Origin of the sequence: Sphingomonas sp. Leaf34, assembly GCF_001421805.1 — a bacterium.
Classification (GTDB): domain Bacteria; phylum Pseudomonadota; class Alphaproteobacteria; order Sphingomonadales; family Sphingomonadaceae; genus Sphingomonas.
This window is the reverse complement of record NZ_LMLC01000002.1, coordinates 44,566-55,783: the sequence shown is the minus strand read 5'-3', so window position 1 is coordinate 55,783 and position 11,218 is coordinate 44,566. Positions and strand designations below refer to the sequence as shown.

At 60.8% G+C, this 11,218-nt stretch carries 14 protein-coding genes; 8 read left to right on the top strand and 6 right to left on the bottom strand.

Translation table 11 applies throughout. From position 1 onward, the window contains the following. Nucleotides 1-238: 238 nt before the first annotated feature. From ASF00_RS05720 to ASF00_RS05710, 3 genes are all read right to left on the bottom strand, one after another. Nucleotides 239-712, bottom strand: coding sequence for a dienelactone hydrolase family protein (locus ASF00_RS05720; RefSeq protein ID WP_235525638.1), 474 nt, complete (start codon nucleotides 710-712; stop codon nucleotides 239-241). A gap of 879 nt (nucleotides 713-1,591) precedes the next feature. Beyond that, complete coding sequence (locus tag ASF00_RS05715) at nucleotides 1,592-2,566, bottom strand: alpha/beta fold hydrolase (protein WP_055877026.1); 975 nt, start codon at nucleotides 2,564-2,566, stop codon at nucleotides 1,592-1,594. Nucleotides 2,567-2,792: 226 nt separating this feature from the next. Then, complete coding sequence (locus ASF00_RS05710) at nucleotides 2,793-3,413, bottom strand: TetR/AcrR family transcriptional regulator (RefSeq protein ID WP_082463243.1); 621 nt, start codon at nucleotides 3,411-3,413, stop codon at nucleotides 2,793-2,795. A 57-nt stretch (nucleotides 3,414-3,470) separates the two neighbouring features. Between ASF00_RS05710 and ASF00_RS05705 the strand changes: the two genes are divergently transcribed. Both ASF00_RS05705 and ASF00_RS05700 read left to right on the top strand, forming a co-directional pair. Next, complete coding sequence (locus tag ASF00_RS05705) at nucleotides 3,471-3,926, top strand: nuclear transport factor 2 family protein (protein ID WP_235525637.1); 456 nt, start codon at nucleotides 3,471-3,473, stop codon at nucleotides 3,924-3,926. Continuing rightward, nucleotides 3,919-4,761: an NmrA family NAD(P)-binding protein gene (locus ASF00_RS05700; protein ID WP_055875633.1), complete on the top strand. Its 843-nt coding sequence runs from the start codon at nucleotides 3,919-3,921 to the stop codon at nucleotides 4,759-4,761. The genes ASF00_RS05705 and ASF00_RS05700 overlap by 8 nt, the downstream gene beginning before the upstream one ends. A 21-nt stretch (nucleotides 4,762-4,782) precedes the next feature. On the opposite strand, the gene ASF00_RS05695 is transcribed toward ASF00_RS05700, so the two are convergent. Then, nucleotides 4,783-5,697, bottom strand: coding sequence for a LysR family transcriptional regulator (locus ASF00_RS05695; RefSeq protein WP_235525636.1), 915 nt, complete (start codon nucleotides 5,695-5,697; stop codon nucleotides 4,783-4,785). A 46-nt stretch (nucleotides 5,698-5,743) separates the two neighbouring features. On the opposite strand from ASF00_RS05695, the gene ASF00_RS05690 reads away from it, so the two are divergent. The 3 genes from ASF00_RS05690 to ASF00_RS05680 are packed head-to-tail and all read left to right on the top strand — an operon-like array spanning nucleotide 5,744 to nucleotide 7,238. After that, nucleotides 5,744-6,352 (top strand): pyridoxamine 5'-phosphate oxidase family protein, encoded by a 609-nt coding sequence (locus tag ASF00_RS05690; protein WP_055875630.1) that lies wholly within the window; start codon nucleotides 5,744-5,746, stop codon nucleotides 6,350-6,352. Then, entirely contained in the window at nucleotides 6,349-6,759 is a 411-nt protein-coding gene (locus tag ASF00_RS05685; RefSeq protein WP_055875627.1) for a VOC family protein, read from the top strand. Before ASF00_RS05690 ends, ASF00_RS05685 begins: the two co-directional genes overlap by 4 nt. 14 nt (nucleotides 6,760-6,773) lie before the next feature. Next, on the top strand, nucleotides 6,774-7,238 hold the full coding sequence (locus ASF00_RS05680; RefSeq protein WP_055877013.1) for a nuclear transport factor 2 family protein: 465 nt from the start codon (nucleotides 6,774-6,776) through the stop codon (nucleotides 7,236-7,238). A gap of 3 nt (nucleotides 7,239-7,241) precedes the next feature. On the opposite strand, the gene ASF00_RS05675 is transcribed toward ASF00_RS05680, so the two are convergent. After that, nucleotides 7,242-7,700: an EamA family transporter gene (locus ASF00_RS05675; RefSeq protein WP_162233560.1), complete on the bottom strand. Its 459-nt coding sequence runs from the start codon at nucleotides 7,698-7,700 to the stop codon at nucleotides 7,242-7,244. Between the two features lie 125 nt (nucleotides 7,701-7,825). Then, entirely contained in the window at nucleotides 7,826-8,428 is a 603-nt protein-coding gene (locus tag ASF00_RS05670) for a TetR/AcrR family transcriptional regulator (protein ID WP_200910483.1), read from the bottom strand. An 83-nt stretch (nucleotides 8,429-8,511) separates the two neighbouring features. Here ASF00_RS05670 and ASF00_RS05665 point away from each other — a divergent pair, with 83 nt between their 5' ends. The 3 genes from ASF00_RS05665 (at nucleotide 8,512) to ASF00_RS18285 (ending at nucleotide 10,884) form a co-directional block, all read left to right on the top strand. Continuing rightward, nucleotides 8,512-9,519 carry a hypothetical protein gene (locus ASF00_RS05665; protein WP_055875620.1) on the top strand — a complete coding sequence of 336 codons (1,008 nt, stop codon included), beginning with the start codon at nucleotides 8,512-8,514 and terminating at the stop codon, nucleotides 9,517-9,519. Next, the gene (locus ASF00_RS05660; protein ID WP_055875617.1) at nucleotides 9,516-10,133 is read left to right on the top strand and encodes an NAD(P)H-dependent oxidoreductase; all 618 of its coding nucleotides are present in this window, start codon (nucleotides 9,516-9,518) and stop codon (nucleotides 10,131-10,133) included. The genes ASF00_RS05665 and ASF00_RS05660 overlap by 4 nt, the downstream gene beginning before the upstream one ends. Before the next feature lie 403 nt (nucleotides 10,134-10,536). Then, on the top strand, nucleotides 10,537-10,884 hold the full coding sequence (locus tag ASF00_RS18285; RefSeq protein WP_156348196.1) for a hypothetical protein: 348 nt from the start codon (nucleotides 10,537-10,539) through the stop codon (nucleotides 10,882-10,884). The last annotated feature ends 334 nt before the right edge of the window (nucleotides 10,885-11,218 follow it).

Here is an 11,218-nt window from a genome sequence, read left to right as displayed (position 1 = left end):
CTTAAAGGCTAGGAGCCCTCTTCCACAGATCACACTATTCGTTGCTGGCAGATAATCCCAGACATTTGCAGCCACGTACCCGGCGCAACGCTCATTGGTCTATTGCCTGCGCCGTCTACACAGCAGCGGCGTCAGCAGAACGAAGGGTCGACCCGGCGGTCGTTTGGCGCGGCAACGCGCCGCATCCTGCGTGTGCTGATCGGGCTTATGATCCGGGCTCCAGCGCACGCCCGCTGAATTACCCCAGCGTGCGGCGATAGAAGTCGAACGTCAGCGCCATTGATTGCAGGAAAAGCGCGGGGTCGTAGCGCGGCCCCTCGTCGCGCAGGTAGGCATGCTGCGCGTTCATCTCATGCCATTCATACGATGCGCCAACCTCCTCCAGCCGCGCGCGGATCACGGCGCGCCCGGTATAGGGGACGTGCGGATCCTGCCGCCCCCAAACGAAAAGCGTTTCGGCCTGGAGATCCGCCATGCGCTCAAGGCTGTCGTCTGACCGCCCCTCTCCGAGCGTACCCGAATGAATGTCGGTCGGATAGAAGCAGGCCGCCGCGGAGACGCGCGGATCGAGGGCTGCGCGATACGCCAGATGGCCGCCAAGGCACACGCCGAACGTCCCCAGTCTGCCGTTGCACGCCGGGTGAGCGTTCACCGCGGTCAGCCCTGCCTGCGCATCGGCATCATAGGCGACGACGGTCTTGGCGATCTTCAACTGGTGTTGGCGTCTGACATGGGATCGGCTGAGAGCTAGACCCATTGCGGTAGTTTTCGACCTGGACCGGATACTGCGGTTGTCGAACGCAATGGGGTTCAGAACGCAAAAAAGCCCCTGTCTGGCTGGACTGGGGCTATTTGGGATAGTGGTTGCGGGGACAGGATTTGACCGCTGTAGAACTCGGTTTCGCCTGATCGGCAGCACCATAATGCGGATTTGAGAGTGCCCAACTTTGAGCGCGGAGACCCATTCATGGACGCTCAGCGCCCTTCTTACGCTTTCCAATTCCGGACACACTGACTCATCGGTTCGCGATCGCCCTAAAGCGGCGCTGGAATGGCAAGCTTTGGGACTTAGCTGCCGTTCCAGAGAAGCACCGTGAATGGCGGGTTTCGGACGGACCGGCCATTCGGGGCACTTCGGGGATCGGCCCGGCAGCGAGCGATCCTGACCGATAGCGAACTGCTGGGATTGGTGAGGCCGTGGAAAAATTGCGGTCGTTGCTCCCCTGACGGAAAACCATGCCTTCAAGGTTGTCGCATACATTCTCAAACCGACAGGGTTTGTCGGACAGTCGCGTCAATATGGAGATAGTGCGATGCAGCGTTCACGTTAATTGTCGTGAAGTTGCGGACGGTGCTGCGTCGCCAAACATGTGATTGGCGACAGCACAAAAGCTGTCGGTCGCTTATAACGACCAGAAGCGGACAATCGAGCTGGGTGCCGACCGTTCGACCGGTCGGCGCTCATGATCACGCAGACCGTTCCGAACGCGTCGATCGCAGGATGATTGTTACTATTATCCCAAGGCCAGCAGAGACGGCGCTAAACAGGAACAGGACGCTCGGCGGCAACAGTCTGTTAGCTGCAGCGGTATCAGCGGGGCGGCAGTGTGCGACCGAGGAATTCGCGGATCAGCGGGATGATCTCGCCTGCACTGTCTTCCAATGCGAAATGGCCCGACTGGAGCAAGTGCAATTCGGCGTTCGGATTGTCGCGCAGATAGGCCGTGGCGCCCGCCACTGGAAAAATCTCGTCGTTTTCCCCCCAGACGATCAGGGTCGGTGGCTTGCGCGTCCGGAAATAGCTCTGAAACTCCGGATACATTGACACGTTCGTCCTATAATCGTTGAACAGGTCGAGTTGGATTTCGTCGTTGCCCGGGCGGTCGAGCAGGGCCTGATCGTGCAGCCAGGTGTCTGGGTCGACCCGGCTAGGATCCTTGCTGCCGTTCAGATACTGCCACCGGGTCATCTCGGGCGTAAGAACCTTGCGCAGCGCGTTGCGATTCGTGGGGGTCGGATCCGCCCAGAGCCTTTCAACCGGCTTCCAGAAGTCCTGGATACCGTCCCGATACGCATTGCCATTCTGCACGATCAAGCCGGTAACCCGATCTGGATGGCGCAGCGCGAGGCGCAAGCCGACGGGTGCGCCGTAATCCTGAAGATAGATAGTGTAACGCGACACGCCGATCCGCGCGAGCAGCGCCTCGGTGACGTCGGTAAAGTGAGCAAAGGTATAGGCGAACATCTTGTGGTCCGGTGCGCTTGAGTGCCCGAACCCCGGATAATCGGGTGCGATGACATGATACCGGTCCGCGAGCGCGGGGATCAGGTTGCGATACTGGAAGGACGAACTCGGAAATCCATGAAGCAGCAGCACGGTCGGCGCGTCTTTGGGGCCTGCTTCCCGGTAGAAGATGTCGACGCCATCGATCTTGGCGGTGCGATAGTGGATTATGGTGTGGGCGGGTAGCGCGGCGACCTGCCGGGCGGAGCTGGCGGCAGCGGCGACAGGCACCCCGAGCGCGATGGCGCCGGCCACCAGGTTACCGACGGCGGTTATCCTGATCACGATTTTTCATCCTTGCAAATAGTTTGACGCGCCTTCTCTGCCGCATCTCGCCTGCCAGGATAATATGGTGATATCGCAATTCAGTATTGCGACCAGCGTCAGCAATCAGCGACAGCGGGGGGGGCGTAGATCTGCGTTGGCACCGATCGAGGCGAATGGGGGGCGAAACGAGGCAGGCACCATCTAGGTCGGAACTGCGGGTATCCTTTAGGAAAAACGCAGATCATTCGTCGGCGCAAAGGGCGGCGGCCAGCATTCGCGCAAGGCGCCGGATATGATCCCGGTCTGATCGTCCGCCCAAAACCGCCAGGCGCCAGTAGAGGGGCGCCGCGATAAGGTCTGCTGCCGTTTCGCGGTCGATGAAAGGCGATACTTCTTTCCGCTCGATCGCTCTGTCTAGCAGCGTGTTGATCCGTTCGCGTCGTGCACGCTGGAATGGCCGAATCGCGCGGTCCAGTGCAGGGGCACGCTCGATTTCGGCATGGAGGTCCGTGACGATGCGCCTCACAAGCGGATGGCGAAGTACCCGGCGGATGGCGAACAGAACCGCTTTCAGATCCTCCTCCAGCGAGCCGTGCTCACCTACGTCGGTAATCGTCAGACCAACGCGAGAAAGAAGATCGCTGGCCATCACCGCCTTCTCTGGCCACCGACGGTAAAGGGCGGCCTTCCCGACCCCGGCCGACCGCGCGACCCGCTCCAGGCTCAGACCCGAATATCCGGATCGTGCCCATTCCGCGAAGAAAGCGCGTGTAAGCGCTTCGGTCACATCGGCGCGTATCACCGCTGCTCCGCTTGGCGATCGGCCAATCTTCGCATTACCGTCGGAACGGTTGCGTTCCATCGAAAAGTCCTTATCTTTGGACGGAACGCAGCCGTTCCAACGGTTCAGGAGTAGGTGATGACCGACAATATTGAAAGCTTTTCGTCCATGCTGCGCCAGGCGCTGGGCACTCGGATCGATCCCGACGCGGACGCATACCTGGAGATGGTCGCCGACGACGCGGTGATGGAGTTTCCCTATGCGCCATCCGGTTTCCCGACCCGGCTTGATGGCCGGGCTGCAATCGCCCGGCATCTAGAAAGGGTCGGCGACATGATTGCCTTCGATCGGATGAGCGAGCCGACCGTGCATCCATCGACCGATCCCGATGTGGTCGTCATCGAGTTCGACGGTTTCGGACATGGCGCGGCGACGGGCGAACCCTATGACCAGAGCTATATATCCGTGATACGTACGGCAGGCGGACGCATCGTCCGATATCGCGATTACTGGAATCCGCTAGTTCTTCTGCGAGCGACCAGAGGTGCTCATGTCATCGACGCGCTTGTCGCCACGGAGGCGGGCCATGAATGATCGTGTGCTGGTCACTGGCGGCACTGGCAAGACGGGCCGGCTCGTTGCCGAGCAACTCGCGGTTCGTGGCATTGAGGCGCGCATCGCGACCAGGCATCCCTCGGCGGTCGATCAGGTCCGTTTCGACTGGCAGGATGCAACGACGTACGGCGCTGCGCTCGATGGCGTGACCTCCGTTTACCTCGTTGCACCGACCGATCGAACCGACCAACTTGCCGTCATGCTTCCGTTTCTGGAGCGATCGCTGGAACAGGCGTCGGGGCGGCTCGTGCTGTTGAGTGCTTCGTCGCTCGATGAGGCTGACCCGATGATGGGCGAGGTCCATGCTTGGCTAAACGATCATGCATCGTGCTGGACCGTGCTGCGCCCAAGCTGGTTCATGCAGAACTTCACGACCCAGCATCTTTCTTCGATTGTCGACGAAGGGCGCGTATATTCCGCGACGGAAGACGGTCGGGTGCCGTTCATAGATGCGGCTGACATTGCTGCCGTCGCAGTAGAGGTCCTGATCGATCCCAAGCTTGCTTCAGGCGACCATGTGCTTACCGGACCCGAAGCCGTCACCTATGACGAGGCGGCACACGCGATCACCCAAGCCGTCGGCCGCCCTGTACGTCATTGCCGTCTTTCCAAGGAGCAACTGGTCGCTCGCTATGCCGGGTTCGGCATCCCCCAACATTACGCGTCGATACTTGCCGGGATGGACGAGGCCATCGCACATGGTGCCGAAGATAGGACGACCATGGCGGTTCAGCAGATAGCCGGACGCCCGGCAAACACGTTCGCGCGCTTTCTCGCGACACAATGCGCTGTTTTTTCGCCTGACGGACAATGATCTCTCATTCGGCGAGTTTGGTCAGGACCACGCGCCCCGCCTCCCCTGTTCCCGCATGGCCTCGATAAACACGCGAACCGCAGGCATTGCCGCCCGACCAGGATCGTAGAGAAGGCTTACCGGCATGGCCGATGGGGCATGATCCGCCAGCACCTCCACCAATTGCCCGCTCGCGATGTGCGCAGCCGATTGGTAGCTCAGCACATTGGCAAGGCCCAAGCCAGACTCGGCTGCAGCAATGGTCGCATCAACGCTGTTGACTGTCAGACGTGGGACGACCTCCACGATCCTGTCGCCTCGTGCACCAAACGGCCATGTCCTGCCGACGCGGCCCACTATACAACGGTGGCTGACAAGTTCGGCTGGATCGACGGGTATTCCATGTTCGGCAAGATAGGCCGGGCTAGCCACGATGGTCTGCCGAACCGAACCGATCGTCACGACGCGCAGCGTACTGTCCACCAGCGCGCCGATCCGCACCGCCACGTCGATACCTTCCTCGATGATACGGACATTGCGGTCGAGCAGCATCATATGCGCGTTCAGACCTGTGTGCAGGGCCAACAGCGTATTAATGACGGGTAGAACGTGCAACCGCCCGAACATCACCGGCGCGGTCACGTAGAGCTGCCCCCGAGGCACGGATCGCCCGCCCATGAGGGTTTGCTCTGCCTCACGCAGGTCTGCGAGTAGCCGCCGCGCCCGATCAAGCAGGACCGCCCCCTCGTCCGTCAGAGATATCGCCCGCGTCGAGCGGTGGAACAACGTCACGCCCAAATGCCGCTCCAGCGCCGCGACCGCTCGGGTGACTGCGGGCGGCGACATATTCAGCGCACGCGCCGCCGCCGCGAAGCCGCGCTCCTGCGCGACGGCGACGAAGACAGATAGGCTCTCGAAGCGATCCATCATTCCCCTGGATGGAATAGTGAACATCATTCATCGCCGATTATCGCCTTGGGGGCAACGCGCTATCGCCAGCTGCATGGCACAGACGTTCTTCCATACTCTCTTCGGCCCCAGGGCCCGCGCGCTGCAATCCGCTGCCGGATCGCGAGCCTCCTATGCCCGCATGGAGGCGGGCGCTGGCTTGGTCGACGCGCTGACGACGCGCGAGGCGGACTTCATCGCCGCCCGCGACAGTTTCTACATGGCGAGCGTGTCCGAGGATGGCTGGCCGTATGTCCAGCATCGCGGAGGACCGAAAGGGTTCCTTCGCCATATCGATGGTAATCGCATCGGGTTCGCGGATTATCGCGGCAACCGGCAATTTCTCTCCGTAGCACATTTCGCGGCGGACGACCGTGTTGCGTTGATCCTGATGGATTATCCGAACCGCCGTCGCCTCAAGATCATCGGCCATGCCCGTTCCAGCGAGGACCCGGAGGACATCGCCGCACTCATGCCGCTCAACTATGCCGCAGAACCCGAGCGTGTTTTCCTGATCGACGTCATCGGCTTCGACTGGAATTGCCCACAGCACATCACGCCGCGCTTCACCGAGGCAGAGGTGCAGCACGCTTCCCAACCGTTCATCGACGAGATCGCGATGCTGCGTGCCCGCATCGCCCAACTGGAAGGAACAGCATCTTGACCGGCAGACTCACGCAAGGCGTCCATCATGTAGGCCTCACCGTGCCCGACCTCGATCAGGCACGCGCCTTCTTCTGTGGCACGTTGGGTTTCGACGAGGTGGGCGGCGTGCCTGCCTATCCCTCCATCTTCGTATCGGACGGCGCCATCCTGTTGACGTTGTGGCAAGCCGCGGATCCGTTGACCGCCCGGGCCTTCGATCGGCGCGCCAACATCGGCCTGCATCATCTCTCGCTGTCGGTCGCCGACAATGCCGCATTGGAGGCAGCGTGGGACGCGGTGACTGCGCATCCCGAGGTGATGATCGATGCCGCGCCCAGCCCTATCCTCCCGGGGTCATCGACGCGCCACTTCCTCATCTTCATTCCCGGCGGCATCCGCCTGGAATTCGCCACGCCCTTTGCCTGAAAGGATCTGCCATGATGTCGCGACCACCCCTCCCCCCTTTCACCCATGAAACCGCATTGCAGAAGGTCCGCGCCGCCGAGGATGGCTGGAACAGCCGAGATCCCGCCCGCGTGGCGCTTGCCTATACCGAAGACAGCCAGTGGCGGAATCGATCTGAGTTTCTTCAGGGGAGAGACGCCATCGTCGCGTTCCTGTCCGCGAAGTGGCTCCGTGAGCAGGAGTATAGACTGATCAAGGGTCTCTGGGCTCATGCCGGCAACCGGATCGCGGTGCGCTTCGCTTATGAATGGCGTGATGATGCGGGTGCTTGGCATCGCTCCTATGGCAATGAGAATTGGGAATTCGCCGCCAATGGTCTGATGGCGCGCCGGATCGCGAGCATCAACGACATGCCGATCTACGAGGACGAGCGGCTGTTCCGTTGGCCGCTCGGGCAACGGCCGGAGGATCATCCCGGACTGGAAGAACTGGGACTGTAGAGTTCAAGGTCGCGCAGATAGCGGTTTCGCGCTGTGGCGTGCTGGCCCAGCGCGATCCCGCCACATTACGGCGAAGCCGGCGAGAACAAGCCCCGCGGCGACCAGCTTCCACGCCAAGGGCTCGCAGAGTATGATCGCTGCGCTGCACATGCCGAACACCGGGACGAGCAGGGCGAGCGGCGTGACAGTCGCGGCGGGATGTGGCGTGAGCAGCCACGCCCATAGGCCGTAGCCGAAAAGTGTGTTGCCGTACGCCTGCCAAAGCACCACCAGCCAGGCCGCAGGCCGGGCCGTCGCCATCGCATGGGCGATCATCGCGCGACCTTCGACCAGCAGAGCCAAGAGACCCAGCGGCGGCGTGGCGAAAAGGCAGGACCAGACCGTCAGGCCCAGCACATCATTTCCGTCGATCATGCGAGCCATGTGATTGCCGCCGGCCCAGCACAGCCGGGCCGTGATCACTAGGGCGGGCCCCGGCGAGGTCGTGCCGCCAGCGGCGCGGATACGGAACTCGATAGAGGTACCGGAATAGGGTGACCGTCAGACGGTCTTTGATACGTCAGCTCACGGCAAGACGTAGCGAAGAATTACTGCACCGAGGCATTGATAAGCTCTCTGAACGTCGCGATGGCTTCGGTCACCGTAAGCTTGCCGCGGACGATTGCCGCCGACAGGCCTTCTCCTGCCCCGACCAAGCCGACGCACAACCGCGTTGCCGCCGGGCCGGTCAGTCGATTGAACGGGCCTAGAACGGCTACAAACATGGCGACGGACTGGTCGAGAAGCTCCGCATAGACCTCCGCCTTTTCCGGGCTTCCGGCAAGCGCCGCGCCGACGACGTAAAACTCGCCGGTCAAGTCCGCCGAGCAGCGAATGTAAGCGTCAGCAAGAGACGCAATCGTCTCTTTGCGATCCTTGCCAGCGATTGCCATCGCCTGGCGGAATGCCTCGACCCGTTCGCTGTCGATCCAGCGATACAGTTCGATCAGCAGGCCAGAGCGCGTACCGAAGTGATCATACACGACCGGCTTGGACACTTCAGCCCGGACCGCCAGATGCCCGAGAGTCAGATTGTCGGCACCCTCCTCGCGGATCACCTCGAGCGCTGTCACGAGCAGCTGCTGCCGCCGGTCGGCTTTTGTAAGCCGGCGTCCGCGCTTTGCTGCTGTCGCGCCCGAATCTGTCTTCATAATAAATCCACTTGCCTAACCTACTAAACGTAGCTTATGCAGACCTACGATTAGTAGTTAACCTATCTCATGGAAAGGTGGCAATGTCCAACTCCCCCATCCTTATCCTGGGCGGTACCGGTCAGATCGGCCGTTTCACCAGCCAGGCGTTACGCGAGCGCTACCCCGATCTTCCTCTGCTCATCGGCAGCAGGAACCGGCAAAAGGCCGAGCGGGTCGCGAACGCACTGCTTCACGCCGAGGCGGTAGTCATTGATCCACACGCGGACGATCTCGGCCTTGGCGAACGGCCGATAGCAGCGGTCGCCGTGCTATATAGTGACGAAAAGCTCTCGAGCCTGCGCTACGCCCATGCACGAGGAATTCCGCATCTCGGCATCTCGACAGGGCTCTACGAGGTCGCGCCCGAAGTCGCGATCCACATGCAGCGCCCTGCTGCAGCCGCCGTGGTGCTAGGCTATGAGTGGCTAGTCGGTGCCACGACGATCGCGACGCTCACCGCAGCCAAATCCTATGCGCGCGTCGATGGCATCAGCATCGGCGCACTGGTCGACGAGGAAGATTGGGGCGGCCCTGCCGTTACCGAAGATTTCGAACGCTTCGCGACTGTCATCTCCTCCGTTTTGGCACGACGGGACGGCGCGTTCGTCTGGCGCAAAAGCGACGATGCCAGCTTTGCGTTCCGGGCGATCGACGGCAATAAGCTGACTGCGGCCGGCTTCTCTACCATCGACATCGCCGGGCTTGCGGCGGCGACGGGCGCACGCGACATCCAATTCGGTATCGGAACCGGGGTTAGTTCCAGCAGGCGAGCGGGCGGCGCGAAGTCTACCGAGATCATCATCGAACTGTCGGGCGTTGATCGATCGGGCACGAAGGTGCGCAGCCGACATGCCGTCTTCCATCCAGGCGGCGCCGCACCGCTTACGGCACTGGGCATAAGCATGGTGCTAGAACGTCTTGCCGGCCTCGATGGCAAACCGGCGACGCAGCCTGCACTTCTCTTTCCTTACCAGATTCTCGACCACGATGAGTATCTCGAACGTCTCATTCAGGAGGGCGGCCGGTTGATGGAGCTACCGCTCGCATGACGCGTACGTCTCAAGAAGCCGGTACGCTAAGCGCACTGGTGGTTATGGCGCACCCTGCGGAATCTTCGCTGACGCGCGCCGTGACAAACGCGATCGTCGAGGCGTTGCAGGCCGATGGCCACAACGCCGAGATGGCCGACCTCGCCGCTGAACGGTTCGATCCCGTTTTCGGTCCGGCGGATCATGCAGCCTTCAACTGCAAAGACGCCTTGCCCGCCGACGTGCGAAAGGAACAGCAACGACTCGATCGCGCAGATCACCTGATCCTTGTCTATCCGGTTTACTGGTGGTCGATGCCGGCGCTTCTTAAGGGCTGGATCGACCGCGTATTCGTTGCAGGCTGGGCTTTTGACGAAGACGCCGAAGGCCGTATCACGAAGCGGCTTGGTCGGCTGAAGGTCAGCTTGGTCGCGATAGCCGCTGCCAGCGAGGCGACCTACGGCAAGCGTGGCTATCGCGAAGCGATGAAGGTGCAGATCGAGACAGGCATCTTCGACTTCTGTGGTGCGCCTGTCTTGGCCTCGATGTTGGTGACGCCCGATCGATTGACGCATCCGTCTGCGCCACAAGAGATCGCAACCACCTTGATCAGGCATTTCCAGATAGCGGGCTAGATTAGGAGGGCTACCTTAATTTCTATTAATCTAGCGGCGCGCGCGGATAAACAAGACGAGGCTGATCGATGCTCTTTCCAGGGTCCCTGGTCGCAAACGTACGCGAAGCGCTGCGAGCATCCCGAATGGGAGCCCTTAGCGGGACAGCGCCCCCCCGACGGTGCCGACAGGTGGCAGGTTTGTCGGCTTTCCCTAACTTGCCATGCGAGGATAGAAAAATTGAGGATCATCGTTCTGATCTGATGTCTGCGTTCGAGGGTGCGAATTGCTCACCGCGGCGACCGATTGTGGGCAGCTCTCGACAAGCTATCTGTCCAACCAGCATAAGTGACGCGATCGCAATACCGATACAGCCAGGCTAAAGTCGTTGGCCTTCTACCAAGGTTAATGGCAGGGAGAGTTAATGAATACCCGATTTAAAGCACTGTTTTTGCTCGTCTGCAGTATGTTCTACTGGCAATTCGTGTGCTGGCTAACTAAAACAGCCGAGCCTTGGGACACCGCCACCTATTGGCGCTTGTGGTATCCCGTTTCTTTCATTCTGTCTGCGCTCGTCGGGGTATTGTTCAAGGCTCGCGGTTGGATGGCAGGCGCGATACTGACGTTTGCGCAACTTCCCATAATTTGGCTGAACACCCGAACCGGCGATCTATGGCCGGTCGGCGTGATTTCGGCGAGCGTTTTGGCCATTCCGGTAATGGCAATCTCAGCGGTCACAGGGTGGTACGCAGTACGTCCACGACCCGTTTGAAAAGAGTTTGAGAGGAAAGCTGTCCTGCTGCGTTCGGGCGGGCGGGTGGTAATAAACAACGTGGGACTGCGCTGCCGCTTTCTCTAATAATAGAGTTTAACTTCAGGAACGGCTAAGTTCGAGGACACTCCATCGTGCCAGCGCTTGGTATTGAACGGAAATCTGATCGAGTAAGTCTTGTATTGCCGATCGATGGGGTCATGGGTAGCAATAGTTTTATACTTAACTGCCGCGCTACGCTCGTTGCGTCACCTCGACTACGTTGCACGCGCCCTTCCCGCGCAGCGAGTTCGTGTTTCATTCCCATTATCGGACGTTCGGCCGGTCAAATGTG

Coding starts and splice junctions, on each gene's coding strand:
- ASF00_RS05665 (WP_055875620.1), top strand. CDS start 8,512: ATGTCCAACTCCCCCATCCTTATCCTGGGCGGTACCGGTCAGATCGGC.
- ASF00_RS18285 (WP_156348196.1), top strand. CDS start 10,537: ATGAATACCCGATTTAAAGCACTGTTTTTGCTCGTCTGCAGTATGTTC.
- ASF00_RS05690 (WP_055875630.1), top strand. CDS start 5,744: ATGGCACAGACGTTCTTCCATACTCTCTTCGGCCCCAGGGCCCGCGCG.
- ASF00_RS05710 (WP_082463243.1), bottom strand. CDS start 3,413: ATGGAACGCAACCGTTCCGACGGTAATGCGAAGATTGGCCGATCGCCA.
- ASF00_RS05660 (WP_055875617.1), top strand. CDS start 9,516: ATGACGCGTACGTCTCAAGAAGCCGGTACGCTAAGCGCACTGGTGGTT.
- ASF00_RS05700 (WP_055875633.1), top strand. CDS start 3,919: ATGAATGATCGTGTGCTGGTCACTGGCGGCACTGGCAAGACGGGCCGG.
- ASF00_RS05695 (WP_235525636.1), bottom strand. CDS start 5,697: ATGATGTTCACTATTCCATCCAGGGGAATGATGGATCGCTTCGAGAGC.
- ASF00_RS05705 (WP_235525637.1), top strand. CDS start 3,471: ATGACCGACAATATTGAAAGCTTTTCGTCCATGCTGCGCCAGGCGCTG.
- ASF00_RS05670 (WP_200910483.1), bottom strand. CDS start 8,428: ATGAAGACAGATTCGGGCGCGACAGCAGCAAAGCGCGGACGCCGGCTT.
- ASF00_RS05680 (WP_055877013.1), top strand. CDS start 6,774: ATGTCGCGACCACCCCTCCCCCCTTTCACCCATGAAACCGCATTGCAG.